Origin of the sequence: Bradyrhizobium sp. SZCCT0231 (genome assembly GCF_018130245.1) — a bacterium.
Lineage (GTDB): Bacteria > Pseudomonadota > Alphaproteobacteria > Rhizobiales > Xanthobacteraceae > Bradyrhizobium > Bradyrhizobium japonicum_F.
On record NZ_JAFCKP010000001.1, the window covers coordinates 41179 to 66919 of the forward strand.

Below are 25741 nucleotides of genomic sequence, written 5' to 3' on the forward strand. Positions count from 1 at the left end.
TGGCAGGCCTGCCGTCTGGCATATGTGGTTGCGCTGGGGAGACTAGCGCCCCGACCCAAGTCCGGCTAAGCCTCCCGGCCATAACCGATAGAGATTGGGAAATGCCCGATAGCGTTCAGGAAGTCTTGCAGGCCTTTGCCCGGGGTGAGCTCGTGGTCGTCACCGACGACGAGGACCGTGAGGGCGAGGGCGATCTGATCGTCGCCGCCTCGCTCTGCACCGCCGAGAAGATGGCGTTCATCATCCGCCATACCTCCGGCATCGTCTGCGCGCCCGTGACGACCGAGGACGCGCGCCGCCTGCGGCTCGATCCGATGGTCGCCCACAACGATTCCGCGCACACCACCGCGTTCACGGTCTCGGTCGACTACAAGCCCGATGGCGGCACCGGCATCTCCGCCGAGGAGCGCGCCTCGTGCTGCCGCGCGCTCGCCAATTCCAATGTCGGCGCCAACGACTTCGCCCGGCCCGGTCACATCTTCCCCCTGATCGCCAAGGACGGCGGCGTGCTGCTGCGCTCCGGCCATACCGAGGCCGCCGTCGACCTCTGCAAGCTCTCCGGCCTGCCGCCGGTCGGCGTCATCAGCGAGCTGATGAACGACGACGGCAGCGTGATGAAGGGCGAGCAGGTCGCCCGCTTCGCCGCCGAGCACAAGCTCAAGCACGTCACCATCGCGGATATGATCGCCTACCGCCAGGCGCGCGAGAAACTGATCGAGCGGGTCTCGACGTTCGTCACCGAGAGCCCGATCGGTCCCTTGCAGGGCTATGCCTACCGCTCGCCCTTCGATTCCATCGCTCACGTCGCCTTCGTCTACAACGGCGTCGGCGACGGCAAGAACGTGCTGACGCGCTTCCACAAGCCGAACATCGTCAAGGACACCTTCACCGGCCACAAGCGCATGGCGGTCGTGCTCGAGCATTTCAAGAAAGCGGGCCGTGGCGTGCTGGTATACTTGCGTGACGGCGCGGCCGGTGTCCCCGTGGCGCCGCTGCCGGACGAGTCGTCGACGGAGGCTGACCGCAACCGCCAGTGGCGCGAGGTCGGCGTTGGCGCCCAGATCCTGCGCGACCTCGGCGTCACCTCGATCCGGCATCTCACCTCCTCGGTGCACGACTACAAGGGTCTGTCGGGCTTCGGCATCGAGATCGTTGCCAACGAGCAGCTCGAAAGCTGACCGCATCGCTTCCAGGCGCGCGCCGTTGTGCCGCCCCGGAACGACCGAAACCAGGATGCAATTGAACTTGTTGCCGCGGCGCTTTACTTTGTCGGGCAATTATCGACGGAACCAGACGCGAAAGGACGTTTTATGAGCGTGCGCCCTCAGGCCAAGGACAAGCCGGCTGCGGCTTCTTTCCAGTGGGACGATCCGTTCCTGCTCGACGAGCAGCTCACCGAAGACGAGCGCATGGTGCGCGACACCGCCCGCGCTTACGCCCAGGACAAGCTGCTGCCGCGCGTCTCCAAGGCCTATCTCGAAGAGAAGACCGACCGCGAGATCTTCAACGAGATGGGCGAGCTCGGCCTGATCGGCATCACGCTGCCGGAAGAGTATGGCTGTGCCAATGCGAGCTACGTCGCCTATGGCCTCGTCGCGCGCGAGATCGAGCGGGTCGATTCCGGCTATCGCTCGATGAACTCGGTGCAGTCTTCGCTGGTGATGTACCCGATCTACGCCTATGGCGACGAGAACCAGCGCAAGAAGTACCTGCCGAAGCTCGCCAGCGGCGAGTGGGTCGGCTGCTTCGGCCTGACGGAGCCCGACGCCGGCTCCGATCCCGCCGGCATGAAGACCCGCGCCGAGAAGGTCTCGGACGGCTATCGCCTCACCGGCAGCAAGATGTGGATCTCGAACGCGCCGATCGCCGACGTGTTCGTGGTCTGGGCCAAGTCGGCCGCGCACGACAACCAGATCCGCGGCTTCGTGCTGGAGAAGGGCATGAAGGGCCTCTCCGCCCCGAAGATCGGCGGCAAGCTCTCACTTCGCGCCTCCATCACCGGTGAGGTCGTGATGGACGGCGTCGTGGTTCCGGAAGACGCCCTGCTGCCCAACGTCTCCGGCCTCAAGGGCCCGTTCGGCTGCCTCAACCGCGCCCGTTACGGCATCTCCTGGGGGGCGTTAGGGGCCGCCGAGGACTGCATGCATCGCGCCCGTCAGTACACGCTCGACCGCAAGCAGTTCGGCAAGCCGCTCGCCGCGACCCAGCTCGTGCAGAAGAAGCTCGCGGACATGGAGACCGAGATCGCGCTGGGCCTGCAAGCCTCGTTGCGCGTCGGCCGCCTGATGGACGAGGGCAAGTTCGCGCCCGAGATGATCTCGATCGTCAAGCGCAACAATTGCGGCAAGGCCCTCGATATCGCCCGCACCGCCCGCGACATGCACGGCGGCAACGGCATCTCGATCGAGTATCACGTGATGCGCCACGTCCATAACCTCGAGACGGTCAATACCTACGAGGGTACCCACGACGTCCACGCCCTGATCCTCGGCCGCGCGATCACGGGCATTCAGGCGTTTTTCTAGTCGTCACGCATTCCGCGGCCATTGTTTTGCTGAGCTGTCATCGCCCGCCTTGTGCGCAATTGCGCACTCGGGCGGGCGATCCAGTATCCAGAGACCTCGCCTTCGCCACAGGCGCCACGGCGTACTGGATACCCCTTCGCGGGGTATGACGGCGAGGGTTGGGGCAGCAGTGCACAGGAAGTCTCATGTCCGACAACGACGACGTCCCGTTCAACCGCAACTTTCCGCTTCGGCCCGGCATCGTCGAGGAGGTCCGCCCCGGTGTGCGGCGTGTGCTCTGCAACAATCCGAGCCCGTTCACCTTCACCGGCACGGTCAGCTATGTCGTCGGCAAGGGCAATGTCGCGATCATCGATCCCGGTCCGGATGACGAGGCGCATGCGGCGGCGCTGCTCGATGCCGTGCGCGGCGAGACGGTGACGCACATCTTCGTCACCCACACCCACCGCGACCATTCGCCGAATACCGCGCGGATCAAGCAGGCGACCGGGGCGCCGGTTTATGCCGAAGGTCCGCATCGCGCCTCGCGCCCGCGTTTCGAGAGCGAGAAACACAATCCGGAGTCCGGCGTCGACCGCGATTTTGCGCCGGACGTCAACCTCGCACACGGCGACATCGTGGAAGGCGACGGCTGGCGGCTCGAGGCCGTGGCGACCCCCGGTCACACGGCCAATCATCTGGCATTCGCCTGGCCCGAGCGAAAATTCAACTTCGTCGGCGATCACGTGATGGGCTGGTCGACCTCGATCGTGGCGCCGCCCGACGGCTCGATGATCGACTACATGGACTCGCTGGACCGGCTCGCGGCACGCGAGGAGGATCTCTATTTCTCAGGCCACGGCCCCGAGATTCCCGAGGGCCCGCGCTTTGCGCGCTTCCTGATTCGTCACCGCAAGGCGCGTGAGGCCTCGATCCTGCACCGCCTTGCCAAGGGCGAGACCGACATCCCGACCATGGTCCGCGCGATCTATATCGGTATCGATCCGAGGCTGACGGCGGCCGCCGGCTACTCCGTGCTGGCGCACCTCGAAGACTTGGTCGCCCGCGGCGTGGTCGCGACCGAGGGCGATCCCGTGATCGGCGGGACGTATCGGATGGCGGTCTAAACTCTCGTCATTCCGGGGCGCGCGCCAGCGCGAACCCGGAATTCATCGGGCCGCAGTGTTGGTGGATGAATGGATTCCGGGTTCGATGCTGCGCATCGCCCCGGAATGACGGCGGGAGTCACTTTTTCACCGTCTTCGCCGGCGCCTTGGGCGGCGCGACCGGCGTCTTCTTTACCGGCTTGAGCGCGTCGGCATCGGCGGCGGTGTTGAGATCGTCGATGAATTTTTTGACGCGCGCGGCGTTGCTGCCGAGATCGCTGTCGAAATTGCGCGAGGCAGAGCGGATATCGACGCGGGAATCATCGCCATCCGGCACGACCCTTATCGACACGTCTTCGCGAAAACCCATGATCGGCGTGCGCGCGACCGCTTCGATGCGGCCGATGCGGCGCGGTGGCTGCGGTGCGCGCTCATCGATCACGATCCATTTGCGCTTGTGGACGAGCTGGAGCGCGATCGCATAGGCGCGGTCGACCGAAATCTCGAGCTCGACGGGCTCGATGTCGGGATAGAAGTGGCGCTGCTGCTCCGCCGAATAGAGGCCGGCGTAGACGGCGGGATTGGTGCCTTCGCCGGTACGCAGCCGTGCCAGCGCCTCGAAGCGCGGCGGATCGATCGGGGCGGTGGTGATGTCGTAAATCGACGGCAGCTTACGATATTGCAGGCCGAGATAGGCGGGGTAGGCGAGGATCGCCCCGTCGATCAGGAAGGCGAGCAGGATGCGCGCCATGCCACGCGAGCCGTTCTGCCAGATCGCGGCAAAGCCGGCGAGCCCGAACAAGATCGAGAGGCCGGCGATCGCGAGCCCGCCGAGGAAAGTCACAAGCGCCGGCTTCGGCTCCAGGAAATCGAAGCGGACGATGATGATCGACACCACCGCCGCCACCACCGCGAACACGGCCAGATTGCGCGCCCAGCTCGCAAGGCTGGACACGGGCTCCGACTGGTAGGGAGCGGAAAACCTGCGGGCCATCGGGTGAGCTCTGCCGGACGTTGAGGGCGGCGCCGGCCGATCCGGCGCGACGATGCGCCGTTGAGACCACGGCCCGAAGGCAAATTCAAGAGTCGATCACCCTCTTACCCTCCCCTGGAGGGGGAGGGTCGATCGCGCGCAGCGCGAGCGGGGTGGGGTGATCTCTCCACACGGGCACTGTTGGTTGCGGAGAGATCGTCACCCCACCCCGTCTCACATTTCGCTGCGCTCCATGTGAGCCGACCCTCCCCCTCCAGGGGAAGGTGGGCACCGATGCCTACGCCGCCGCGTTCGGGAAGCGATAATCCTTGAACTGGTCGCGCAGTGCCGTCTTCAGGATCTTGCCCGTCGCGGTATGCGGGATGCCGTCGACGAAGACGACATCGTCGGGCATCCACCATTTGGCGATCTTGCCATCCATGTATTTGAGGATGTCCTCGCGTGTGGTCTGCTGGCCCTGCCTGAGCTGCACGATCAAAAGCGGCCTCTCATCCCATTTGGGGTGGAACACGCCGATCACGGCGGCTTCCGCCACGGCCGGGTGGCCGACCGCGAGGTTTTCGAGGTCGATCGAGGAGATCCACTCGCCGCCGGACTTGATCACGTCCTTGGAGCGGTCGGTGATCCGCATGTAGCCGTCCTCGTCGATGGTCGAGACGTCGCCGGTGTCGAAGAAGCCTTCCTCGTCGAGGATACTGGTGTCGACGTGGTAATAGGCCTTGGCGACGGCGGGCCCGGAGACCTTGAGGCGGCCGAAGGTCTTGCCGTCCCAGGGCAGCTCCTTGCCGGCATCGTCGGTGATCTTCATCTGCACGCCGAAGGGCGCATAACCCTGCATCTGGAGCACGTCGAGCTTGGCATCGCCCGTTGCATTCTGGAACGGCGGCTTCAGCGCCGCGACGCTGCCGATCGGGCTCATTTCGGTCATGCCCCAGGCATGGCGGACGTTCGAGCCCATGTCGAGGAAGGCCTTGATCATCGAGCGCGGCATCGCCGATCCGCCGCAGACCACCATCTTCAGATCCGGCAGCTTGAGATTGTTGGCGGCCATGTGCTGGAGCAGCATCAGCCACACCGTCGGTACGCCGGCGGTGTGCGTCACCTTCTCGGTCGAGAGCAGCTCATAGACCGAGGCGCCGTCGAGCTTGGCACCGGGCATGACCAGCTTGGTGCCCTGCGAGGGCGCGGAAAAGGCGATGCCCCAGCTGTTGGCGTGGAACAGCGGAACCACCGGCAGCATTGTCTCGGACGCACTGGTGCCGAGCGCGTCGACATTGTTGGCCATCAGCGCGTGCAGCACGTTGGAGCGATGCGAGTACAGCACGCCCTTCGGGTCGCCCGTGGTGCCCGACGTGTAGCACATCGCGGCCGCCGTGTTCTCGTCGAAGTCCTTCCATTTGAACTTGCCGTCGGCCTCGGCAATCCAGTCCTCGTAGGCCACTGCGTTCTTCAGCGTGGTCTCGGGCATATGCGCCTTGTCGGTGAGCACGATGTAGCGCTCCACGCTTGTCAGCTTGTCGGCGACCTTCTCCAGGATCGGAACGAAGGTGATGTCGGTCATCACGATGCGGTCCTGCGCATGGTTGATGATCCAGGCGATCTGCTCGGGGAAAAGGCGGGGATTGACGGTATGGCAGATGGCGCCGATCCCCATGATGCCGTACCAAGCCTCGAGATGGCGCCAGGTGTTCCAGGCGATCGTTGCGACACGGTCGCCGAGCTTGATGCCGTCGCGTTCCAGCATCTGCGAGACCTTGAGCGCGCGCTTGTGGATCTCGGCGTAGTTGGTGCGATGGATCGGTCCCTCGACCGAGCGCGTGACCACCTCCTGCTTGCCATGAATCCTGGCGGCGTGTTCGATGATCCGGTGGCAGAGCAGGGGCCAATCTTGCATCAAACCAAGCATTCCGACGTTCCTCCGAGAAGTTGCTGGGCGCTTTGTCGCTCTCAGCGTTGGGCCAAAGAATTGACATGACTTTTAGCCTGCCGGACTTTCGCCGCAAATGGTCTTGTCGCGGCTATATGTCCGCTGGCGCGGCAATGGTTACCGCTGTGCTGGGGATGTCGCTTGTGCTGACGGAGCGGGCAGAGGCGCGAAAATATGCTGCGCCGCTCGATATCTTTGGTCTTGGTACACCACGACCGCGTCCGACGGTTCATTCCGCCAAGATCCCGCTCCCGAAACCACGCCCCGAGGAGGCCCCGAAAGCGTCGGACGAGGCCCCGCCGGAGGCCGAGGGCAAGCCGTCCCCGGACACGCCGGGGGACACCAAGCCCGCCGAGGCCGCGCGGCCGCCGGAGAAGCAGCTCTCGGCCTGCCGCCTCGCGCTGACCGAGGAGATCGCGGTCGCACCGTCCATTCCGGATATCCGCGGCCCCGGCGCCTGTGGCGGCGAGGATCTGGTGCGGCTGGAGGCCATCGTGCTGCCGGACAAGCGCAAGGTGACGGTGAAGCCGGCGGCGATCCTCCGCTGCACCATGGCGTCCGCCATAGCGGACTGGGTGCGCAAGGACATGGCTCCGCTGGCCGCGAGCCTCGGCTCCGCCATCAGCGATCTCGACAATTTCGACAGCTTCGAGTGCCGCGGCCGCAACCGCGTCGTCGGTGCGATGCTGTCCGAGCACGGCAAGGCCAATGCTCTCGACATCCGCGCCATCAAGCTCGCCAATGGGCAGTCGTTCGGCCTCACCGACCGTTCCATGTCGCGCGATGTGCGTGAGCGCGTGCTGCATTCGGTCTGCGCGCGCTTCTCCACCGTGCTCGGCCCGGGCTCGGACTGGTACCATGAGGACCACATCCATCTCGATCTGGCGCAGCGGCGCAACGACTACCGGATCTGTCAGTGGAACGTGTGGGATCCCCTGCCGCTAATCGCCCCGCTGCTGCCGGCGGAACGGCCCGAGGAGGCGCCGCCGCGCGAGGTCGCGGCCAAGCCCGAAGACAAGGAGGGCGCTGAGAACGAGGCGACAGAGAAATCGGCTGCGCCTACGGACAGGTCAGACGGCAACAAAGCCCAACCTTCCAAACCCGCAACAAAAAAGCGCCGGTAAAGACCGGCGCTTTTGATTGTCCGAGATCAGGAAGCGATCAGTAGCTGCCCGCTTGGCCGGTCTGGCTGCTGCCGAGCGCCAGACGTGAATTGTAGGGCGAGTCGCCGTGCTTCGGCTCGAGCACCACGACGAGGGTGCCGACCTTGACGCGATCATAGAGATCGATCGCGTCCTCGTTGGTCAGGCGGATGCAACCGGACGAGATCGAGGCGCCGATATATTCCGGCTGGTTGGTGCCGTGGATGCGGAACAGCGTGTCCTTGCCTCCCGAATAGAGGTACATCGCACGGGAGCCCATCGGATTGTCCGGGCCGGGGGCGACATAGGTCGGCACGCCCAGACGCGAAATTTCGCCGGGGGTGGGGTGCCAGGCCGGCCACTCGGTCTTGCTGCCCACCTTGGCGATGCCCGACCAGGCCATCGCCTCTTCACCGACGGTGATGCCGTAACGGATCGCCTTGCCGCCATCCAGCACGTAATAGAGGTAATGGTTGTCGGAATCGACCACGATCGAGCCAGGCGATTCCTTGCGGTGGTACTGGACGATGGCGCGGCGGAACGGCTCTGCGACCGCAGTATTCTCGTACTTGACCTTGGCGAGGAGTTCTTTGTCCTTCGGCTTGAAGGCCTTGGTGTCGGTCGCCTCGTAGTGAGTGGCCTGCATGCAGCCCGACAGCATCAGGCCAGCGGCCAAAATCCCAAACTTAACTTTCAGCGACGACATGGTTTGGTTCCAATCAAAACAATACCGTGCGGAGGGCCTGAGCCTGGCGCCCAAGTTCCTCGACTCCGCTGATCCCATTATCGTTGAAATCTGCCACAATTCCAGCGCTGAAGGCCTTTTCCCGCGCTGCAAGAGCCCAGCTGTGGCTTTTCTGCCGCAAATTTGGGGGTGTTGTGAGGGTTTTTTTGGCGAAATGCGCCAAGCTGTCGATTCCGTGCCACAGTTGAGCCCGGGGGCGCCACAAATGCAAACGCTCCGTTAATGTTGTTGTCATCGTGAACCTGTCAGAATCGCGCTAAGGGGCTGTCATTCTGTCGCAGGATCTCTGGAGCTTTTGATGTTTTCGGTGTTTGTTCCCTCCGAGTCCGTCCTCAAGAAGGCTGTCATCGAGGATCTTGCGGCGGTGCCGGAGCACGCCGTCTGGATCGACCTCGTCAATCCGAGCGCGGCCGAGGACAAGGCGGTGGAGCGGCTCGCGGGCATCGCCATCCCAACCCGGGAAGACATGCAGGAGATCGAGATCTCCAGCCGCCTCTATATGGAGAACGGCGCGCGCTACATGACTGCGACGCTGATGTGCTACTCCGATACCGACATGCCCCGGACCACGGCGGTGACCTTCATCCTCGGCGACCACCGCCTGGTGACGGTGCGCTACGACCAGCCGAAGCCGTTCGCCCTGGTCGAGGCCAAGCTCGGTCGCTCCTGCACGCCTTCCATCACCGGCGAGATGGTGCTGATGGAGCTGCTGGACGCCGTGATCGACCGCTGCGCCGACATTCTGGAGCGTTGCGGCACCGAGATCGATCAGGTCTCGCACGACATCTTCGAGCCTGAGAGCGAGCGCCACGGGCAGGCAAAGAGATATTCCCAGATCTTGATCTCGATCGGCCGCAAGGGCGATTTGACCTCGAAGGTTCGCGAGAGTCTGGTGTCGATCGGTCGCGTCGTGACGTTCCTGTCCGCGGTGGTCGAGGGCGTGAAATGGTCGAAGGACATGCGCGAGCAGCTCAAGACCATGCAGCGCGACGTCGCCTCGCTGACCGACCACGCCTCCTATCTGTCCAACAAGATCACCTTCGTGCTCGACGCCATGCTCGGAGTCGTCAATCTCGAGCAGAACAACATCATCAAGCTGTTCTCGGTGATGGCCGTCGTCCTGATGCCGCCGACGCTGATCGCCTCGGTCTACGGCATGAATTTCAAGTTGATGCCGGAACTCGAATGGGTGCACGGCTATCCGATGGCGCTGGTGATGATGCTGATCGCCGCCATCGTTCCGTACTGGATCTTCAAGTGGAAGAAGTGGCTGTAGGTGCCGTGCTCGAGCAAAGATACCTACCGAGACCTTACGCCGCTCGCAAAGACACGGTAAATCGTGTCGCAGAATAGATCGGGATTGCGGCGGCGCGGTGATGCGCGAATCGTGCCGCAATTCCTCCGGTAAAATTTGAGCGGTGGGCTGAACGTTTGCGCGAAACTTGTCTGCGATAAGCAGTGCGTAGCCGCGAGGAACAGCCATGGTTGAGAAACACATAACGTCGCCCCGCAACGTCATCGATCTGGCGAACTATCGTCAGGTCCTGGCGAGCGGCAAGGCGCCGTCGATGTCGGCACGCATGTGCCGGCACTGTGGTGCTCCGCTGCTCGATGGTGAGAACGACGACGACTGCTCGACTGCATTCAGCACGGCCGCTTCGCTGCCGCGCGAGAGGTCGCGTCGGATTCGACTCGATTGAGGAACGGAAGGTAAGGGCGATCCAGGTCTTGCGGCGGCGTTGTCTGGATCGCCTTGCTTCCGTCCCGAGTTCTCCCTGACGTTTGGCCGTGCGTCCGATTTGGGCCATGGCGCCTCCGCCCGACCCCTCTTATCTCTATTGGTATTCGTGGCGGAGCCGGCTAGGCTTGCGCGCGTTGTGACGTCGGAGGTGCCGATGGGTGTTGGAATCAAAGAACCCACCAGGGCCGGGCACATGTCCGGCGAGCGCTTTCGTGCGTTCCAGGAGGGTCGCCCGGATCATGAACGCTGGGAACTCGTTGCAGGTGTCCCGATAATGATGACCCCGCCAACGATCGCGCACAACCGCATCGCAGGAAACCTCGAGCGTCTGCTCAACGATGCGTTGGCGCGACACGACCAGGGTCGCATTGCCATGCAGCGTCCGGGCATCGAGCTCGGCTCGGGCGAATTTCGGCCGGAACCGGACGTCGCGGTCATCGATGCAGAGTACGAGCCGGACCAGAGGTTTGTGGACCGGGCCTATCTGTTGGCGGAGATCGTCTCCGCGACCGACGGCACGCGGGTGCCCGACACCGAGACGAAGTGGATCGACGTCAAGCGGACCATCTATCTCGCACATGCGGCCTGCGATGCAGTGCTCATCATCGAGCAGGACCGGATGGAGGTGCGCCTGGACGCCAGGACGCAAGCCGGGTGGAATTCGCAAACGCTCGGAGCATCCGATGATCTGAAGCTGCCCGAATTCGGGCTGCAATGCGCAGTCGCCGATCTCTACGAGGGGACGCCGCTCCAGCCGCGTCGCGGACAACAACGTTCAGCTTGATCTTTGTCTCGTTCCGGGTCTGCCCCTGATGGGCCAACCGGGAATGACGAGATCAAACGTGCTGGCCGCCGTTGATGTGGATCTCGGCGCCGTTGACGTAAGAGCTGGTGTCGGTGCACAGCACGTAGATGATCTTTGCCACTTCGTCGGGCGTGCCGAGCCGGTGCATCGGGATCTGCTGCTCGACGATCTTCTCGGTGCCGGGCGACAGGATCGAGGTGTCGATCTCGCCCGGGGCGATCGCGTTGACGCGCACGCCGACGCGGCCGAAGTCGGAAGCCATCTCGCGCGTCAGCGAGGCGAGCGCCGCCTTCGAGGTGGCATAAGCCGCGCCCGCGAAGGGGTGCACGCGCGAGCCTGCGATCGAGGTGACGTTGACGACCGAGCCCTTGGCGGCCTTCAATTCCTCGATCAGCCCGCGCGCCATCATGATCGGCGCGAAGAAGTTGACATTGAAGACGTGAGTCCAGGTGTCGAGGTCGGTGTCGACCGAACCGAGCCTGGAGCCGCCCGGTCCTTTGGGCGAGATCGCGGCATTGTTGACCAGCGCGTGCAGCGTGCCGCCTTCGAGCCGCTGGCGGATCTCGCCGATCGCGCGCGCGGTGTCCTGGGGATCGCCGAGGTCGACCTGGATGTGGTCCTCGGGTCCCGCGTCCCACGGGCAGTCCTCGGGAAAGGGGTGCCGCGAGCAGGTGATGACCCGCCAGCCCGCCGAGGAGAAGCGGATCACGGTGGCGTGGCCGATGCCGCGGCTGGCTCCGGTCAGGAGCAGCGTACGACGCGGCGCATTGGACGAATGCGGCATGGACATCTTTCAATTCGGCCCAAAGCTCGAGACAAGGTTCAAGATGATGCTCATGGGTACATCCGCGTCTTGGACCATTTCTGGCCGGCCGCGTCACGGCGAAATTCGATGCGGTCGTGCAGGCGGAACGGGCGGTCGTGCCAGAACTCGATACGCGAGGGCGTGATGCGCCAGCCGCTCCAGCCCGGCGGCCGCGGCACTTCGCCGATGACGTATTTGGCCGCAACCTTGGCGATGGCTTGTTCGAAGGCGAAGCGGCTCTCCAGCTCTTGCGACTGCTTGCTCGCCCAGGCGCCGATCTGGGCCTGCTTGGGGCGCGTGGCGAAATAGGCGTCGGCTTCAGTGTCGGTCACCGGCGTCACGTTGCCGCGAATGCGGACCTGGCGGCGCAGCGATTTCCAGTGAAAAAGTAACGCTGCCTTAGGATTTGCGGCGAGTTCGCGGCCCTTCTGGCTGGCGATGTGGCTGTAGAAGACGAAACCCTCGGTATCGAAGCCCTTCATCAGCACCATGCGCACGTCAGGCAGCCCGTCAGGGTCGACGGTTGCGAGCGCCATGGCGTTCGGATCGTTCGGCTCGCTCTTGATCGCCTCGTTCAGCCAGGTCTCGAACAGCGCAAATGGCTCGTCGGCGGCAGTGAAATCACCGGATGTTAAGGGTGTCTGGTGTTTCATCGAGGTCGTGTCGGTCATGTCTGGAGTCCGAGTTGCGTCCCGCGGCCCAAAACGCGTTGTTGTCCGCTACCGCCCTATATAGGGCATGGGGACGCGTTGGCCTATCGGCGATCCGGCCGTCCGGCTTTGTCATGACGATGATTCTGATCGGGGTTGGCGCCGGGGGGTGCAGCTTTTCCCGCAACGACAGCAGCGCCTATGCCAAGGCCGACGACAGCGACCTCACCGGCTCGATCGCGCGGCCGGCGAAGGACGCTCCCCCGACCGAGACCGATCTCGCCTTCACCCGCAACGCCGCCTCCGACGTCCTCAGCAAGGGCGACAAGGATTCCAGCCAGCATTGGGAGAATCCGGAGACCGGCGCGCGCGGCTCGGTGACGCCGATCGCCCAGTCCTATGCCGCCGAGGACGGACGCAAATGCCGCGACTTCCTGGCGAGCTACGTCAACGGCAGCACCGAAAGCTGGCTCCAGGGCGCCGGCTGCCAAAGCAGCCGTGGCCGTTGGGAGATTCATACGCTAAAGCCGTGGCGGAGCTAGCTTCAGCGCGCTCCTAGTTGCAAAAATGCCACTCTCTTCCCACATGACCGGCAGGTGGGGCGGGGAGCCCTTTGAACAATTCGATTTCTTGAAGGAGACGTGACGAATGCGCGACCCCTATGAGGTCTTGGGGGTGCCGCGGAGCGCCAGCGCTGCCGCGATCAAAAGCGCCTATCGCAAGCTGGCGAAGAAGCACCATCCGGACAGCAACAAGGGTGACCCGAAGGCGGCCGAGCGCTTCGCCGAGCTCAACTCGGCCAACGAGATCCTCGGCGACGAGGACAAGCGCAAGCAGTTTGACCGTGGCGAGATCGACGCCGAGGGCAAGCCGCGCTTCCAGGGCTTTCCGGGTGGCGGCGGCCCACGCGGCCGCGCGGGCCCTGGCGGGTTCGAGAGCTATACGTTTCGGAGCGGCGGTGCGGGCGGCCCGGGCGGCGGCGCGTTCGAGGATATCCTCAACAGCATGTTCGGCGGCGGAACGCGCGGCGCGCGGCCCGGGGCCGGCGGCGGCGCCCAGTTCGAGTTCGACACCGGCGGCATCGGGCTCGATCTCGACGTCAACGTCGCCATGTCCGTTTCGCTGGAGGAGTCGGCCAAGGGGGGCGAGAAGCGCGTCCGGCTGCCGACGGGCAAGGAGCTCAACGTCAAGATTCCGGCTGGCGTCACCGAAGGCCAGCAGATTCGGCTCCGGGGGCAAGGCGAGAGCGCGCATGGCCATCCGCCCGGCGATCTCCTGATCACCATCAACATTGCGCCGCACCCGTTCTTCAAGGTCGAGGGTGCCGACCTCAGGATCGACCTGCCGGTCACGCTTTACGAGGCGGTGCTCGGCGGCAAGGTCCGCGTGCCCACCCTCGGCAATGCCGTGGAGCTCTCGGTCCCCAAAAACACCTCCAGCGGCCGGACCTTCCGCCTCAAGGGCAAGGGCCTGCCCAAAGCCGGTGGAACCGGGGATCTCTTCGTGACCATCAGGATTATGCTACCGGACGGGAACGACACAGAGCTTGAGGCATTGATGGAGAAATGGCGGGACCAACATCCCTACAATCCGCGTAGCGGGCTCGGCTAGCATACGATCCGGACCCGGAGGGCTGCGTGCGCAAACAAGAGGGCGCTATCCGAGGCCACCTCGACGATCGGAGCATTCTCTTCCCGAAAGGATGATGCTCAACATACGTCTGAAGCGCATTGCGCTTCGACGCTGACGTTTGAGGCGTGTCGGCTGTCCGGCGGGGCAGCCGATAAAAAGGTGCGGCCTCGAGAGGGGGACCAGCGCGGTACCAAAAACCCCAATCGAGGCCGCCCGCGTCGATCGGCGGATCGAACGCCACTCATAATCGCGTGAACACCCGGTGCGATAATGAGACGCGCCGATGTTCTGATTCCAAATTTTCGATGACGGAATCTGGGCACTGCGCCTGTGCAGTTGTCTAGGTGCCGTTTTTCTCTGCTTGGTCGTAGACGGCTTGCGCCACCCTGGTCAGCCGGTCGCGGTCACTGCTGCCGCTGACGACGTAGCCGACGCCGCGCTCGGCCCAGAACAGCGCGCCGTCCTTGTCCGTTTTGGCGTAGCGCATTTGCGTTGCACCATTCTGGGTCTTGGCGGAGTAGATCGTGTACCGCTCGCCCGAGGCGCCCTCATACATCAGGAATGACGCCGGACCGTTCGGTCCCGGCAAGAGCCGGCCGCCGACCAGCTTCAGCCCGCTCGCCTCCAGGTTCGGTGCGAACACGGTCCAGCCGCAGCGTCGGGTCAGCCAGGCCTGCAAGTGGTCGCGCTCGCTGCCGCCGACCTCGACGGGGTGGCGGACCTCGACGACATAAAGGCGATGGGCGTCGAGCGCGTCCGCCGTAAAGCTCTGGAAGGTCGAGGGCGTGTTGGCGGCACCATGTGCGACCCAGCCGGCCGTGCCGCCGGCGACGAAAGCCACCAGCACGGCCGCGGCGGCGCCATAGAGCCATTGCCGCGGGCGGCGCTCCAGCCGCTCCAGCTCCAACCGTGCCGGCACCGGTTCCTGGGCAACGGCATCGTAGCGGGCGTGCAGCATCTCAGCCATGGCACGCCAGGACTGCACGCGCTCGGCCTCGTCGGGATGGGCGGCAAGAAAGGCCTCGACGTCGGCGCGGCGCTCGGCCGGCAGCTCGCCGTCGACATAGGCGTGCAGTTCGTCCTCGGTCACTGGGATCTTGCGGTCGTTCATATCGGTCGTCTCTGGCTCTGCGGCCCAAAAAATCGTTCGTGGCTCAACTTCGCTCGCGTCCTCGGCAGTCTGCGGGCGCACGATACGCGATGCATCACCCTGTCCTCATTTCACCCGCCTCAGCGCCGGGCGCTCGCCCTCCAGCGAGGCTTTGACGTGGGCCCTGGCGCGCGCCAGGCGCGACATCACGGTGCCGATCGGCACGCCCTGGATGTCGGCGACCTCGCGATAGCTCATGCCTTCCAGCATCACCAGCAGCAGCACTGAACGCTGTTCCTCGACGAGGGTGGCCAGCGCCTTCTCGATGTCGCGTCCTTCGGCCTCGGTCCCGCTGGCATCCGGGTTGTTCTCCGTCAGCGGCATGAATTGCGGGCGCCTTGCCAGCGAGCGCCGCCGGTTCTTGTTGAGGTTGGTCAGGATCGTATAGAGCCAGCTCCTGACGTCGCCTCCGAGAAACAGCCGTTCCGAACGCAGCGCGCGCACCAATGTGTCCTGCACCAGATCGTCGGCCGCATCCGCATCGCGCGTAAGCGCGCGGGCATAGCGGCGCAGCGCCGGGATCATGGCTTCCACACTCTGGCGAAACGCATTCATTGCGGTCTTGATGTCCCCAGCGTTCGGCGCGGGCGCCTCAATCATCATAACACCCGAACGGAACGGCTATTCCGGCACTCGAAACAGCGTTAACGCTGCGGATTAGGGCTGTACCGCAGGGGAGGGCTGGTGTACCTCCAGACCTCAACGAGAGCTCGACGGGACGTTCAAAAATGGCGCAGAATTCAGGTCTGATGCAAGGCAAGCGCGGGGTGATCCTCGGCGTTGCCAACAACCGCTCGATCGCCTGGGGCATCGCCAAGGCATGCCACGCTGCCGGTGCCGAGCTCGCCTTCACCTACCAGGGCGATGCGCTGAAGAAGCGCGTCGAGCCGCTTGCCGCCGAGATCGGCGGTCTCGTGCTCGGCCATTGCGACGTCACTGATGCCGCGACCATCGACGCCGCCTTCGCGGTGCTGAAGGAGAAGTGGGGCAAGATCGACTTCCTGGTGCACGCGATCGCCTATGGCGAGCAGCTCGACGGCCGCTACGTCGACACCACGCAGGAGAATTTTTCGAAGTCGATGCTGATCTCCTGCTATTCGTTCACGGCCGTGGCGCAGCGCGCCGAAAAGCTGATGACGGATGGCGGCTCGCTGATCACGCTCTCCTATTACGGCGCCGAGAAGTGGATGCCGCATTACAACGTGATGGGCGTGGCCAAGGCGGCGCTGGAAGCCAGCGTGCGCTATCTCGCTGCCGATCTCGGCGAGAAGAACATCCGCGTCAACGCCATCTCGGCGGGGCCGATCAAGACGCTCGCCGCCTCCGGCATCGGCGATTTCCGCTATATCCTGAAGTGGAACGAATATAACGCGCCGATGCGGCGCAACGTCTCGACCGAAGACGTCGGCGGCAGCGCGCTGTATTTCCTCTCCGACCTCTCGCGCGGCGTCACCGGCGAGGTGCATCATGTCGATTCCGGCTACCACGTGCTGGGTATGAAGCGCCCGGACGCGCCTGACATCTCGTTGAGTGGCAAGGACTAGCTTTCAGCCGACATGCCGGTGCCCACGATCTACTTCCTTCGCCATGGCGAGACCGAGTGGAACGCGCTCGGCCGGCTCCAGGGCACCAAGGACGTCCCGCTGAACGCACGCGGCCGCGGTCAGGCGATGCACGCTGCCGGCGTTCTGGCCGATCTGTTCAAGCGCGACGGCAAGGACAGAGCGGCGCTGCCCTATGTGTCGAGCCCGCTCGGACGTGCGCGTCAGACCATGGAGCTCGCGCGCGGCAAGCTCGAGCTGCCGCCTGCCGACTATTCCCTCGACGACCGTCTGCGCGAGATCGGCTATGGTGTCTGGGAGGGGCTGACTCTGGCGGAAAGCGAGTCCTCAGATCCCGATGTTTATGCAAGGCGCCTTGCCGACAAATGGAAGGTGGCGCCAAGCGGCGGCGAGACCTACGCGGCCGTGCAGCTGCGCATGCTCGACTGGTACGAGTCGCTTCTGGTCGATACCGTCGCGGTCGCCCATGGCGGCACCTGCCGCGCCCTGATGGTGGCCTTGGGCATCGAGACCCCCGCCAGCGCCGCCGAGCTTTATATCGAGCAGGGCGCCGTCTATGTGTTCCGCGACGGGCGGCTGGAGAAGTTCAGTTAGCCTGGAGTGCGGCCCCACCTCCGCCGCCATGCCCGGGCTTGTCCATGACGACTGGGGTGGCATTTGACCCTCATTTCAGGGCGAGTTAAGTCAGAACTGACTTACGAGCTAGAGACGGATGTCCTTCAACACCTTCGGCCACATGTTCCGCGTCACCACCTTCGGCGAGAGCCACGGGGTGGCGATCGGCTGCGTGGTCGACGGCTGCCCGCCCATGATTCCGCTCACCGAGGCCGACATCCAGAAGGACCTCGACCGCCGCCGGCCCGGCCAGTCGCGCTTCACCACCCAGCGCCAGGAGCCGGACCAGGTCAAAATCCTGTCCGGCGTGATGGCGCACCCGGAGACCGGCGTGCAGGTGACGACGGGCACCCCGATCGGCCTCCTGATCGAGAACACCGACCAGCGCTCGAAGGACTATTCCGAGATCAAGGACAAGTTTCGTCCCGGTCACGCCGACTTCACCTATGAGGCGAAGTACGGCCTGCGCGACTATCGCGGTGGCGGGCGCTCCTCGGCGCGCGAGACCGCGATGCGCGTTGCCGCCGGCGCCATCGCGCGAAAAGTGCTGCCCGACGTGAAGGTGCGCGGCGCGCTGGTGCAGATCGGCCCGCACAAGATCGATCGCGCGAAGTGGGACTGGGACGAGATCGCCAAGAACCCGTTCTTCTGTCCCGACAAGGACAAGGCCGCGTTCTTCGAGACCTATCTCGACGGCATCCGCAAGAGCGGATCCTCGATCGGCGCTGTGATCGAGGTCGTGGCCGAAGGCGTGCCGGCGGGTCTTGGCGCGCCGATCTACGCCAAGCTCGATTCCGATCTCGCGGGCGCGATGATGACCATCAACGCGGTGAAGGGCGTCGAGATCGGCGCCGGCTTCGGCGCGGCCGAGCTCACCGGAGAGGAGAACGCCGACGAGATGCGCACCGGCAATGACGGCACGCGCTTCCTGTCCAACCATGCCGGCGGTGTGCTGGGCGGCATCTCCACCGGACAGCCGGTGGTGGTGCGTTTCGCGGTGAAGCCGACCTCGTCGATCCTGCAGCCGCGTCTCACCGTCGATCGCAAGGGCGCCGATACCGAGATCTCCACCAAGGGGCGCCATGACCCCTGCGTCGGCATCCGTGCCGTACCCGTCGGAGAGGCCATGATGGCCTGCGTTCTGGCCGATCACTTTTTGCGCGATCGCGGGCAGGTGGGACGCTGATGTCGCGGTACTAGCCCACCGCGCAGCTTGACGACCTCACAACTTCGTCCGCAAATGCCGCCATGAACAGCTCCGAGCTTCAGCGCATCTGCAACTGGTTGATCGACGGCGTCTGGGCGGCTCAGGAGCCGGCCGTAGGGATTGCCGATTTCTGCGAACGTCTGGTCGCGGCCGGCCTGCCGCTGTGGCGGTTCGGCATCTTCATCCGCACGCTGCATCCCGAGGTCTTCGGCCGCAACTTCATCTGGCGGCAGGGCCAGGGAGTCGAAGTCGGCAGCGTCGATTTCGAGATCCTGGACACGCCTGAATTCGCCCGCAGCCCGCTCCGCGTCGTGTTCGAGCAGGGGATCGAGGTCAGGGGCCGCGCAAGCGATCCCGACAGCAAGCGATTTCCGTTCCTCGACGATATGCGCGCCGAAGGCGCGACCGACTATGTTGCGGTGCCGGTGCCTTTTCTCGATGGCTCCATTCACGCGACGAGCTGGATCACGCAGCAGTCCGGCGGCTTCAGCGACGACGACATCGCGGCCATCCGAGCTGTCATTGCGCCTCTCGCGCGCATCAGCGAGATCATCAGCCTGCGCCGCACCGCCGAGATGCTGCTCGACACCTATGTCGGCAACCGTGCTGGCTCGCGCATCCTCGGCGGCCAGATCCGCCGCGGTCACACTGACATCATGCAGGCTGTGATCTGGCTTTCGGATCTGCGCGGCTTCACCGCGCTATCGGACCGGCTGCCGGCCGAGACCGTGGTCGAGATCCTCAACCAGTATTTCGACTGCCAGGTCACCGCGATCCGCGGTCATGGCGGCGAGGTGCTGAAATTCATGGGCGACGGCCTGCTCGCGGTGTTTCCGATCGACGAATATGTCGGCGATGCCGCGCATGTCTGCGCGCGGGTGCTGGAGGCGGCGCGCGAGTCCCGCGCCAGCGTCGAGGCGCTCACCTTTTCGGTCGGCGACGTCGTCGAGCGCTTCCGCTTCGGCGTCGCGCTGCATGTCGGCAACATTCTCTACGGCAATATCGGCGGCGGCAACCGCCTGGACTTCACCTGCATCGGCCCCGCCGTCAACCTTGCCGCAAGGCTGGAGAAGATCACGGGTCGCCTGGGGCGGACTGTCGTCGCCTCGGAAGGTTTTGCCAATGTCTGCCGCCACGATTGGCACGAGCTCGGCGAGTTTCCGATCGCGGGATTTTCCAAGGCGCAGCGCGTGTACGGGCTCGCGGAAGAGACGCCGGTCGTGATGGCTTGACGTGCAATGAGCTGAATGTCGTTCATCGTCGCAAGACGAAGCCCTATTCCTCCGGCTCGGTCGTGAACAGCAGCGGATAGCCCTTGGCGCGGCCGGCGTCGGTGGCGCGCGTGGCCTTGGTCTCGGCGACGTCCTTAGTGAACACGGCGACGACGCAGGCGCCAAGCTTGTGGGCGGTAATCATCACCTTGTAGGCCTGATCCTCGGTCATGCGGAACTCAGCCTTCAGCACCAAGGTGACGAACTCACGCGGCGTGTAGTCGTCGTTGATCAGGATGACCTTGTGCAGCCGCGGTCGCTCGACCTTGGTCTTCGTCCTGGTTTTCGGCTTGGTGACGGCGTCGTTCATTCCGCCTCCTGGACACGGCGGCTTGGGTTCCCTGCCGGGGCGATCAGCCCGCGGCCTTCGCACCATATTGCAGGACCTGCACCTTCTCCAAGGTGATCAGCCCGCTCGACATCATGCCGTCCAGGATGGGCAGGAATGCATTGATGTTGTCCTCGCTGTCGACGATCTCGATCAGCAGCGGCAGGTCTTCCGACAGCCGCAGGATCTTCGAGGTGTGCAGCCGGCTGGACTTGCCGAAGCCCATCGGACCGCGCAGCACGGTGGCGCCGGCCAGATGTCGCTCGCGCGCGGTCATCACGATCGCCTCATAGAGCGGCTTGCCGTCATAATGGTCGCTCTCGCCGATGAAGATCCGGAGCGAAACTGCCTGATCGGGGATTTGCATGCTCAGCTCCTTGTCAAGCGATTGTAGCGGCTCGCCATCATATGCCCGGCCCATACCGACACCAGCCAGCAGATCACGGACGCCGCGACATAGGCGAGCGCCGTGTACTTCATGCCGCCGTGGAGCAGGCGGAAGGTCTCCAGGCTGAAGGCCGAGAAGGTGGTGTAGCCGCCGCAAAACCCGGTCATGACGAATTGCCGGTGCTCGGGCCGCGCCAGCACGCGGCCGTCGGGGCCGGTCAGCGTCGCGTAGAAGCCGATGATCAGGGAGCCCGTCGCGTTGATGAACAGCGTCGCGACAGGAAAGCCCGGCCCGGTGTCGAGCGCGAGTCCGACCAGATAACGCGTCAGCCCGCCGGCGATGCTGCCGGCGGCGACCCAGGCGTAGAGCACGACGCTGCGCCAGCGTTCGGCGGAGGACGGAGCGTTCATTCGCCTCTACCCTCCAAAGCTGTCGGCGATGAGGAAGCCGCAGCTGACGGCGGCGAGGCACAGCCCGACCGAGCACACGACATTGCCGAGCGCCGAGAGCGGCTCGCCGCCACGCGCGAGCGTCAGCGTTTGCAGGCTGAACGAGGACACCGTGGTGTAGCAGCCGAGAAACCCGGTCACCGCGAACAGCCATGGTGTGGGTGAGGCGAAGACCGAGCCCGGATGCGTCGCCAGCGCGCCCAAAATGCCGATCAGGAAGGCGCCGGTGACGTTGATGGTCATGGTGCCCCACGGAAACGTCTCGCCCAGCCGCCGCGCGATCGCACCGGAGACGAAATAGCGCGCGCAGCCGCCCAGCACGCTGCCGATCATGATCGCAAGCACTCCGCTCAGCACGATGAACCGCCTCCCGTCATCGTTTGTCCTCCGTGGCCAGCCCGTTGCCGATGGCGAGCAACCCCACCAGCGACACCAGAGCGAAGCCGAGCCCGGCCAGGAACGTGCCGGCCGGGCCATAGGCATCCCACAACGCACCGGCGATGACGCTCGCCGCCAGCAGGGCAAGCCCCGTGAACAGGTTGAAATAGCCGAACGCCGTGCCGCGCAGGCTCGGCGGGGCTGCGTCGGCAACGAGCGCCGCGAGCAGGCCCTGCGTCAATCCCATATGCAGCCCCCACAGCACGACACCGAGCGCGAGGCCACCAAGGTTCGGCAGCAGCGCGAATGCAAGGTCGGCGCCGGCGAGCAAGAGGAGACCAACAGCGAGCAGGCTGGTCCGGTTGACCCGGTCCGACAGCACGCCGGCCGGATAGGCCGAGAGCGCGTAGGCGATGTTCATCAGCACCAGCACCGCCGGCACCCACATCGCATTGAGGCCGATGTTTTGCGCGCGCAGGATCAGGAAGGCCTCGCTGAAGCGGGCGAGTGTGAACACCACCCCGACCGCGACGACGCGCCAGTACACGGATCCGAGCTGCCGCATTGCGGCGAGATTGAGCGGATTCTTCGCAGGCTCCCGGCTCGGGTCCGGCTCCGGCTCGTTCACGGCCAAGGCGATCAGGCCAAAGGAGAGGAAGGCCGGCAGCACGGCCACCCAGAACACGAGGACAAAATTGTCCGCCGTCCACCACATCAGGCCGATCGCGACCAGCGGCCCGACGAAGGCACCGATGGTGTCGAGCGACTGGCGCAGGCCAAAGCTCGCGCCGCGCAGGCCGCGAGGCGCGATATCGGCGATCAGCGCATCGCGCGGCGCGCCGCGAATGCCCTTGCCGACGCGATCGATGAAGCGCGCGGCCACCAGCCATCCGACGCTGGGTGCGAGCGGGAACAGCGGCTTGGTGAAGGCGGCAAGCCCGTAGCCGAGCGCGGCGAGCAGCTTGCGGCGTCCGAGCCAGTCCGACAGCGCACCGGAAAAGATCTTCGTGATCGCGGCTGTCGCCTCCGCGATCCCCTCGATGAAGCCGACGGTGAGCGTGGAAGCGCCGAGCACGGTGACGAGATAGACCGGCAGCAGCGCGTGGATCATCTCGGAGGAAATGTCCATCAGCATCGAGACGAAGCCGAGCACCCAGATCCCCTTGGGCAGCGTGGTGCGCGCCGCGTTCGGTGTCGTCATCGTCACGTCTTCGCCTTCTCCTTTGGCCTTCGCCACCAGGCAACAAAAAACCCGCCATCGGCGGGTATATTTATGCTCCCGCCAAAGGCAGAGGCCCAAACATCGCCTCTCCTCAAGCAGGGGTCATCAGCCCACGAGGTCATCGACCGCCGGGCGGTTGTCGGGGGACTCCATCCCCATCTGTGCGACCAACCCTAGCATGGAAATCGTGCCGGGCAAGTGGGAGGGGGAGTGTCTCCACTGGCACCGTCATTCCGGGGCGATGCGCAGCATCGAACTCCGGTGCGCCCTTGCGCACCTGAGAATCTCGAGATTCTCAGGCGCGCAAGGGCGCGCCGGAGTTCTCGCTTCGCGAGTCCCGGAATGACAGCTTGCGGGATCGCGAGCGCTCCTGCGGCGCGAGCGCGGCAACACGGCGGCAGCTTTGCACAAAGCGCGCAAATTCCCATCTCGAGAATTCTCGACCCGGGAATTCTTAACTCGAATGTGAAGCGCAAGCGATCTTCGGCCTTTGCGGCAAGGCGATTGCATGTCACCATCGCGTCATACGACGGGAGACTGCGATGCGTTTGCTGTTCTCGATCGGGGCTGTGCTGGTGGCCGGCATGTTTGCCGGAGGGGACGTCGCGGGCATCGCGGCACCAGGACCCAAATTCGAAGCGCCCAAAACTCAACCGCAGCGGCTTGCGGCCGACAAGGACGCGCAGACGGTCGACGTCGAGCTGATCCTGGCGGTCGACGTGTCCTACTCCATGGACATGGACGAGCTCGCGATCCAGCGCGAGGGATATGCGCAGGCCATCCAGTCGAAGGAGTTCCTGCAGGCGCTGAAGCTCGGCCCGAACGGCCGGATCGCGGTGACCTATTTCGAGTGGGCCGCCTCCAGCGACCAGAAGATCATCATTCCCTGGCGGCTGGTCGACGGACCGGAGACGGCGGATGCGGTCGCCGCCGAGATCATGAAGACGCCGATCCGGCGCGCTTCGCGCACCTCGATCTCCGGCGCGATCACTTTCGCGATGCCGCTGTTCGACGAGGACCCCTATCGGGGCTTGCGCCGTGTCATCGACATTTCCGGCGACGGCCCGAACAACAATGGCGGTCCGGTCACGGTGGCGCGCGATGCCGCGCTCGAGAAGGGCATCGTCATCAACGGCCTGCCGATCATGGTCAAGGAGCCGTCCTATTCGACGATGGACATCGACAATCTCGATTTCTACTACGAGGACTGCGTCATCGGAGGTCCCGGCTCCTTCGTCGTCACGATCAAGGACCGCGACAAGTTCAAGGAAGCGATCCGCACCAAGCTGCTGATGGAGGTCGCCGGCCGCACGCCGGAGCGTCCCGTGATGCGCGTTGCCGACAAGGAGCCGCGCGTCAACTGCCTGATCGGCGAGAAGATCTGGTCCGATCGCTGGGGACGCTAGCGCACCCCGTTGGGACGTTTCGCCTCATCTCGCCCGGCGGTTGAACTTAACCGCTCGTTAACCGGTGCATGGCCCTAATCCGGTCGTTTCAGTTCGTTTCCGATCGCTGTTTTGACTTTGCTGTCGGACGCGCGAACGAGAGCGGGTTCGTCGAACCCGTCCACCGAGCATTCCAATGGCGATCGTCACATCGAGCACCAGCCAGATTTCGCCCGCCAATGAGCGGCTGTATCACCAGAGCGCGCTGATCGGTGACTGGAAGGGCAATTGGGTGGGCAACAACCAGCCCGTTGGCTTCAAGGTCGTGAACATCCGCGGTGCCCGGGCGCAGGTCGAATACACTCATAACGGGCACACCGAGCGCGGCTTTGCCGAGGTTCGGGGCACGCTTATCACCTTTGGCGGGGTCACGGTCGGCACCAAGGACGGCAAGAACATGGTGCTGCTGTTCTCCTTCGGGGGCGCTGGCAAGCAGACCGCGAATCTCGAGAAGCAGGCGCCGCCGGCTTCCGACAGCCGCCTGATGGGAAGCTGGGGCGGCTATTCCAGCGCCAACGGCAAGAGCGCGAGCTTCAAGGTGCTCGCGGTCAATGGCAAGGAAGCGCAGGTCAGCGTCACCACCGACGGCATTACGCGCCAGGGCACCGGCTACGTCTACAAGAACGTCATCATGTTCGGGCAGGCACAGATCGCGACCGACGACGGACAGAACGGCAAGGTCATCTATCAGGTCGGCACGAAATCCTTCATGGTGCCGGTGACGAAATATCCGCCGGCGGATTCGTCGTCTTCTGTCGACAAGACGGCATAGCGGTCACGGCGGTGTCCCGCCGGGTTGCGTCAGCGTCTTCAATTGTTTGTCGACTTGCCGCAGCATTGCGCAGGCCTGTGCGAAGCCGCCATCAGCGACGAGTTGCCAGATTTGGTCGGACTGCTCCACCAAGTGTGGGATCCCCAGCGGCAAGCCGGCTGCCTCCTGCAGGGCCCCCTTCTCGTTGATCAGATAGCGCTCGTTCAGTGCGAACAGCACCTGCGCGACGCAGGCGAGCGACCTGTAGACGCATCCCGCGATGTGGCTCCGCTCGTTACGTACGGCTGCGAGCTCGGCATTCTCGATGCTGAACAGGATTTCCCACTGGAAGCGCCGGATCAACGCCACACGCAGCGGCGGCGGATAAGGCAGCGCGATCGATTTGAGCCGAGCGATCACGCCGTTCGGATCGTGCAAAGGCTGACAATACGCGATCTCGCCCATCCAGATCGCCGAGCAGAAGCCGTGCGGATGGCCGGGCTGGTAGTCCATGGTGATCACGCCGGCGCGGCAGGATTCCATGACGGCCTCGACCGCGTCGGCATTACGGTAGAGCAGGTCGACCTTGCGGCCTTCCACCGCAAGCCAGGCGCCGCCGACGATCCACTGGCCCCATTCTCCGACTGGCGTCACGGCCGTGACGGCGGGATCGTCAGCGATGTCCTTCGCGGCGGCCAGCACCCGTTCGGTGTCCAGCGGAATCGCCGTCTTGAAATAGAGGCCGATATCGTAGTCCGACGCCGCGTGCCCGCTGCCCCGCGCGCGTGAGCCGCCGAGCACGACAGCCTGAACGCCCGGCACGTCGGCAAGAACGGATTTCAGGCGGGTGAGCAACGGATCGTGCGGCATCAGGTGCAGTTCCCCGAAAGGCTTGCGGCAGCGAGGCCGGCGCGGTCACTTCGC

The 25741-nt window shown here is 64.7% G+C and carries 28 protein-coding genes and 1 riboswitch; of the genes, 15 read left to right on the plus strand and 13 right to left on the minus strand.

Annotation, left to right across the window (positions count from 1 at the left end):
- Window positions 1–101 precede the first annotated feature (101 nt).
- The 3 genes from ribB (at window position 102) to JQ566_RS00245 (ending at window position 3631) form a co-directional block, all read left to right on the plus strand.
- Window positions 102–1178: a 3,4-dihydroxy-2-butanone-4-phosphate synthase gene (gene ribB / locus JQ566_RS00235; protein WP_212367696.1), complete on the plus strand. Its 1077-nt coding sequence runs from the start codon at window positions 102–104 to the stop codon at window positions 1176–1178.
- A 132-nt stretch (window positions 1179–1310) separates the two neighbouring features.
- Window positions 1311–2525, plus strand: a complete 1215-nt coding sequence (locus JQ566_RS00240; RefSeq protein WP_024340297.1) for an acyl-CoA dehydrogenase — start codon at window positions 1311–1313, stop codon at window positions 2523–2525.
- A gap of 185 nt (window positions 2526–2710) precedes the next feature.
- Window positions 2711–3631, plus strand: coding sequence for an MBL fold metallo-hydrolase (locus JQ566_RS00245; protein WP_212367699.1), 921 nt, complete (start codon window positions 2711–2713; stop codon window positions 3629–3631).
- 118 nt (window positions 3632–3749) lie between these two features.
- On the opposite strand, the gene JQ566_RS00250 is transcribed toward JQ566_RS00245, so the two are convergent.
- Both JQ566_RS00250 and JQ566_RS00255 read right to left on the minus strand, forming a co-directional pair.
- Window positions 3750–4604, minus strand: coding sequence for a DUF1499 domain-containing protein (locus JQ566_RS00250; protein ID WP_212367714.1), 855 nt, complete (start codon window positions 4602–4604; stop codon window positions 3750–3752).
- Between the two features lie 277 nt (window positions 4605–4881).
- Complete coding sequence (locus tag JQ566_RS00255; RefSeq protein WP_212367717.1) at window positions 4882–6510, minus strand: fatty-acid--CoA ligase; 1629 nt, start codon at window positions 6508–6510, stop codon at window positions 4882–4884.
- 65 nt (window positions 6511–6575) lie between these two features.
- Between JQ566_RS00255 and JQ566_RS00260 the strand changes: the two genes are divergently transcribed.
- A complete protein-coding gene (locus tag JQ566_RS00260) occupies window positions 6576–7655 on the plus strand; it encodes an extensin family protein (RefSeq protein WP_212367720.1) in 1080 nt (359 codons plus the stop codon).
- 37 nt (window positions 7656–7692) lie between these two features.
- Here JQ566_RS00260 and JQ566_RS00265 read toward each other — a convergent pair whose 3' ends face one another.
- Window positions 7693–8379: a L,D-transpeptidase gene (locus JQ566_RS00265; RefSeq protein WP_212367723.1), complete on the minus strand. Its 687-nt coding sequence runs from the start codon at window positions 8377–8379 to the stop codon at window positions 7693–7695.
- 337 nt (window positions 8380–8716) lie between these two features.
- Here JQ566_RS00265 and JQ566_RS00270 point away from each other — a divergent pair, with 337 nt between their 5' ends.
- The 3 genes from JQ566_RS00270 to JQ566_RS00280 all read left to right on the plus strand — a co-directional run bounded on the left by JQ566_RS00270 (window position 8717) and on the right by JQ566_RS00280 (window position 10943).
- Complete coding sequence (locus JQ566_RS00270) at window positions 8717–9694, plus strand: magnesium transporter CorA family protein (RefSeq protein WP_212367726.1); 978 nt, start codon at window positions 8717–8719, stop codon at window positions 9692–9694.
- A gap of 205 nt (window positions 9695–9899) precedes the next feature.
- On the plus strand, window positions 9900–10118 hold the full coding sequence (locus JQ566_RS00275; RefSeq protein ID WP_212367729.1) for a hypothetical protein: 219 nt from the start codon (window positions 9900–9902) through the stop codon (window positions 10116–10118).
- A 195-nt stretch (window positions 10119–10313) separates the two neighbouring features.
- Complete coding sequence (locus JQ566_RS00280; RefSeq protein WP_212367732.1) at window positions 10314–10943, plus strand: Uma2 family endonuclease; 630 nt, start codon at window positions 10314–10316, stop codon at window positions 10941–10943.
- A gap of 52 nt (window positions 10944–10995) precedes the next feature.
- On the opposite strand, the gene JQ566_RS00285 is transcribed toward JQ566_RS00280, so the two are convergent.
- Both JQ566_RS00285 and pdxH read right to left on the minus strand, forming a co-directional pair.
- Window positions 10996–11748 carry an SDR family NAD(P)-dependent oxidoreductase gene (locus JQ566_RS00285; RefSeq protein ID WP_212371404.1) on the minus strand — a complete coding sequence of 251 codons (753 nt, stop codon included), beginning with the start codon at window positions 11746–11748 and terminating at the stop codon, window positions 10996–10998.
- 50 nt (window positions 11749–11798) lie between these two features.
- Window positions 11799–12440 (minus strand): pyridoxamine 5'-phosphate oxidase, encoded by a 642-nt coding sequence (gene pdxH / locus JQ566_RS00290; RefSeq protein ID WP_212367736.1) that lies wholly within the window; start codon window positions 12438–12440, stop codon window positions 11799–11801.
- 113 nt (window positions 12441–12553) lie between these two features.
- Here pdxH and JQ566_RS00295 point away from each other — a divergent pair, with 113 nt between their 5' ends.
- Both JQ566_RS00295 and JQ566_RS00300 read left to right on the plus strand, forming a co-directional pair.
- Window positions 12554–12961: an RT0821/Lpp0805 family surface protein gene (locus tag JQ566_RS00295; RefSeq protein ID WP_167406985.1), complete on the plus strand. Its 408-nt coding sequence runs from the start codon at window positions 12554–12556 to the stop codon at window positions 12959–12961.
- Window positions 12962–13067: 106 nt separating this feature from the next.
- Complete coding sequence (locus tag JQ566_RS00300) at window positions 13068–14030, plus strand: DnaJ C-terminal domain-containing protein (RefSeq protein ID WP_212367752.1); 963 nt, start codon at window positions 13068–13070, stop codon at window positions 14028–14030.
- A gap of 361 nt (window positions 14031–14391) precedes the next feature.
- On the opposite strand, the gene JQ566_RS00305 is transcribed toward JQ566_RS00300, so the two are convergent.
- Complete coding sequence (locus tag JQ566_RS00305) at window positions 14392–15162, minus strand: anti-sigma factor family protein (protein WP_212367755.1); 771 nt, start codon at window positions 15160–15162, stop codon at window positions 14392–14394.
- 105 nt (window positions 15163–15267) lie between these two features.
- Window positions 15268–15756, minus strand: a complete 489-nt coding sequence (locus JQ566_RS00310; RefSeq protein ID WP_027570971.1) for a sigma-70 family RNA polymerase sigma factor — start codon at window positions 15754–15756, stop codon at window positions 15268–15270.
- A 173-nt stretch (window positions 15757–15929) separates the two neighbouring features.
- Between JQ566_RS00310 and fabI the strand changes: the two genes are divergently transcribed.
- The 4 genes from fabI to JQ566_RS00330 all read left to right on the plus strand — a co-directional run bounded on the left by fabI (window position 15930) and on the right by JQ566_RS00330 (window position 19817).
- Window positions 15930–16745 carry an enoyl-ACP reductase FabI gene (gene fabI / locus JQ566_RS00315; protein WP_027570972.1) on the plus strand — a complete coding sequence of 272 codons (816 nt, stop codon included), beginning with the start codon at window positions 15930–15932 and terminating at the stop codon, window positions 16743–16745.
- 12 nt (window positions 16746–16757) lie between these two features.
- Window positions 16758–17357, plus strand: coding sequence for a histidine phosphatase family protein (locus JQ566_RS00320; RefSeq protein WP_212367759.1), 600 nt, complete (start codon window positions 16758–16760; stop codon window positions 17355–17357).
- Window positions 17358–17475: 118 nt separating this feature from the next.
- Complete coding sequence (aroC, locus tag JQ566_RS00325; RefSeq protein ID WP_212367763.1) at window positions 17476–18564, plus strand: chorismate synthase; 1089 nt, start codon at window positions 17476–17478, stop codon at window positions 18562–18564.
- A 62-nt stretch (window positions 18565–18626) separates the two neighbouring features.
- Window positions 18627–19817, plus strand: coding sequence for an adenylate/guanylate cyclase domain-containing protein (locus JQ566_RS00330; protein WP_212367766.1), 1191 nt, complete (start codon window positions 18627–18629; stop codon window positions 19815–19817).
- A 43-nt stretch (window positions 19818–19860) separates the two neighbouring features.
- Here the strand turns inward: JQ566_RS00330 and clpS are convergent, their stop codons facing one another.
- From clpS to JQ566_RS00355, 5 genes are read right to left on the minus strand one after another with little or no spacing between them, the layout of a single operon-like run.
- Entirely contained in the window at window positions 19861–20166 is a 306-nt protein-coding gene (gene clpS, locus JQ566_RS00335) for an ATP-dependent Clp protease adapter ClpS (RefSeq protein WP_027570976.1), read from the minus strand.
- A gap of 43 nt (window positions 20167–20209) precedes the next feature.
- Window positions 20210–20551, minus strand: a complete 342-nt coding sequence (locus tag JQ566_RS00340; RefSeq protein ID WP_212367769.1) for a DUF190 domain-containing protein — start codon at window positions 20549–20551, stop codon at window positions 20210–20212.
- 2 nt (window positions 20552–20553) lie between these two features.
- A complete protein-coding gene (gene crcB / locus JQ566_RS00345; protein ID WP_212367772.1) occupies window positions 20554–20982 on the minus strand; it encodes a fluoride efflux transporter CrcB in 429 nt (142 codons plus the stop codon).
- A gap of 6 nt (window positions 20983–20988) precedes the next feature.
- A complete protein-coding gene (gene crcB, locus JQ566_RS00350) occupies window positions 20989–21378 on the minus strand; it encodes a fluoride efflux transporter CrcB (protein WP_349643291.1) in 390 nt (129 codons plus the stop codon).
- 16 nt (window positions 21379–21394) lie between these two features.
- Window positions 21395–22600, minus strand: a complete 1206-nt coding sequence (locus JQ566_RS00355) for an MFS transporter (protein WP_212371406.1) — start codon at window positions 22598–22600, stop codon at window positions 21395–21397.
- A 110-nt stretch (window positions 22601–22710) separates the two neighbouring features.
- Window positions 22711–22787: riboswitch (Fluoride riboswitch) on the minus strand.
- Window positions 22788–23163: 376 nt separating this feature from the next.
- Between JQ566_RS00355 and JQ566_RS00360 the strand changes: the two genes are divergently transcribed.
- Both JQ566_RS00360 and JQ566_RS00365 read left to right on the plus strand, forming a co-directional pair.
- Entirely contained in the window at window positions 23164–24027 is an 864-nt protein-coding gene (locus JQ566_RS00360; RefSeq protein ID WP_212367787.1) for a DUF1194 domain-containing protein, read from the plus strand.
- Window positions 24028–24202: 175 nt separating this feature from the next.
- A complete protein-coding gene (locus JQ566_RS00365) occupies window positions 24203–24838 on the plus strand; it encodes a hypothetical protein (RefSeq protein ID WP_212367790.1) in 636 nt (211 codons plus the stop codon).
- 3 nt (window positions 24839–24841) lie between these two features.
- Here JQ566_RS00365 and JQ566_RS00370 read toward each other — a convergent pair whose 3' ends face one another.
- Window positions 24842–25687: a nucleotidyltransferase domain-containing protein gene (locus tag JQ566_RS00370; protein ID WP_212367794.1), complete on the minus strand. Its 846-nt coding sequence runs from the start codon at window positions 25685–25687 to the stop codon at window positions 24842–24844.
- Window positions 25688–25741: the final 54 nt, after the last annotated feature.

Excerpts from the sequence above, each read along its gene's own strand:
- ribB (WP_212367696.1), top strand. The coding sequence starts at position 102 with ATGCCCGATAGCGTTCAGGAAGTCTTGCAGGCCTTTGCCCGGGGTGAG.
- JQ566_RS00240 (WP_024340297.1), top strand. The coding sequence starts at position 1,311 with ATGAGCGTGCGCCCTCAGGCCAAGGACAAGCCGGCTGCGGCTTCTTTC.
- JQ566_RS00245 (WP_212367699.1), top strand. The coding sequence starts at position 2,711 with ATGTCCGACAACGACGACGTCCCGTTCAACCGCAACTTTCCGCTTCGG.
- JQ566_RS00250 (WP_212367714.1), bottom strand. The coding sequence starts at position 4,604 with ATGGCCCGCAGGTTTTCCGCTCCCTACCAGTCGGAGCCCGTGTCCAGC.
- JQ566_RS00255 (WP_212367717.1), bottom strand. The coding sequence starts at position 6,510 with ATGCTTGGTTTGATGCAAGATTGGCCCCTGCTCTGCCACCGGATCATC.
- JQ566_RS00260 (WP_212367720.1), top strand. The coding sequence starts at position 6,576 with ATGACTTTTAGCCTGCCGGACTTTCGCCGCAAATGGTCTTGTCGCGGC.
- JQ566_RS00265 (WP_212367723.1), bottom strand. The coding sequence starts at position 8,379 with ATGTCGTCGCTGAAAGTTAAGTTTGGGATTTTGGCCGCTGGCCTGATG.
- JQ566_RS00270 (WP_212367726.1), top strand. The coding sequence starts at position 8,717 with ATGTTTTCGGTGTTTGTTCCCTCCGAGTCCGTCCTCAAGAAGGCTGTC.
- JQ566_RS00275 (WP_212367729.1), top strand. The coding sequence starts at position 9,900 with ATGGTTGAGAAACACATAACGTCGCCCCGCAACGTCATCGATCTGGCG.
- JQ566_RS00280 (WP_212367732.1), top strand. The coding sequence starts at position 10,314 with ATGGGTGTTGGAATCAAAGAACCCACCAGGGCCGGGCACATGTCCGGC.
- JQ566_RS00285 (WP_212371404.1), bottom strand. The coding sequence starts at position 11,748 with ATGCCGCATTCGTCCAATGCGCCGCGTCGTACGCTGCTCCTGACCGGA.
- pdxH (WP_212367736.1), bottom strand. The coding sequence starts at position 12,440 with ATGACCGACACGACCTCGATGAAACACCAGACACCCTTAACATCCGGT.
- JQ566_RS00295 (WP_167406985.1), top strand. The coding sequence starts at position 12,554 with ATGACGATGATTCTGATCGGGGTTGGCGCCGGGGGGTGCAGCTTTTCC.
- JQ566_RS00300 (WP_212367752.1), top strand. The coding sequence starts at position 13,068 with ATGCGCGACCCCTATGAGGTCTTGGGGGTGCCGCGGAGCGCCAGCGCT.
- JQ566_RS00305 (WP_212367755.1), bottom strand. The coding sequence starts at position 15,162 with ATGAACGACCGCAAGATCCCAGTGACCGAGGACGAACTGCACGCCTAT.
- JQ566_RS00310 (WP_027570971.1), bottom strand. The coding sequence starts at position 15,756 with ATGAATGCGTTTCGCCAGAGTGTGGAAGCCATGATCCCGGCGCTGCGC.
- fabI (WP_027570972.1), top strand. The coding sequence starts at position 15,930 with ATGGCGCAGAATTCAGGTCTGATGCAAGGCAAGCGCGGGGTGATCCTC.
- JQ566_RS00320 (WP_212367759.1), top strand. The coding sequence starts at position 16,758 with ATGCCGGTGCCCACGATCTACTTCCTTCGCCATGGCGAGACCGAGTGG.
- aroC (WP_212367763.1), top strand. The coding sequence starts at position 17,476 with ATGTCCTTCAACACCTTCGGCCACATGTTCCGCGTCACCACCTTCGGC.
- JQ566_RS00330 (WP_212367766.1), top strand. The coding sequence starts at position 18,627 with ATGAACAGCTCCGAGCTTCAGCGCATCTGCAACTGGTTGATCGACGGC.
- clpS (WP_027570976.1), bottom strand. The coding sequence starts at position 20,166 with ATGAACGACGCCGTCACCAAGCCGAAAACCAGGACGAAGACCAAGGTC.
- JQ566_RS00340 (WP_212367769.1), bottom strand. The coding sequence starts at position 20,551 with ATGCAAATCCCCGATCAGGCAGTTTCGCTCCGGATCTTCATCGGCGAG.
- crcB (WP_212367772.1), bottom strand. The coding sequence starts at position 20,982 with ATGAACGCTCCGTCCTCCGCCGAACGCTGGCGCAGCGTCGTGCTCTAC.
- JQ566_RS00355 (WP_212371406.1), bottom strand. The coding sequence starts at position 22,600 with ATGACGACACCGAACGCGGCGCGCACCACGCTGCCCAAGGGGATCTGG.
- JQ566_RS00360 (WP_212367787.1), top strand. The coding sequence starts at position 23,164 with ATGCGTTTGCTGTTCTCGATCGGGGCTGTGCTGGTGGCCGGCATGTTT.
- JQ566_RS00365 (WP_212367790.1), top strand. The coding sequence starts at position 24,203 with ATGGCGATCGTCACATCGAGCACCAGCCAGATTTCGCCCGCCAATGAG.
- JQ566_RS00370 (WP_212367794.1), bottom strand. The coding sequence starts at position 25,687 with ATGCCGCACGATCCGTTGCTCACCCGCCTGAAATCCGTTCTTGCCGAC.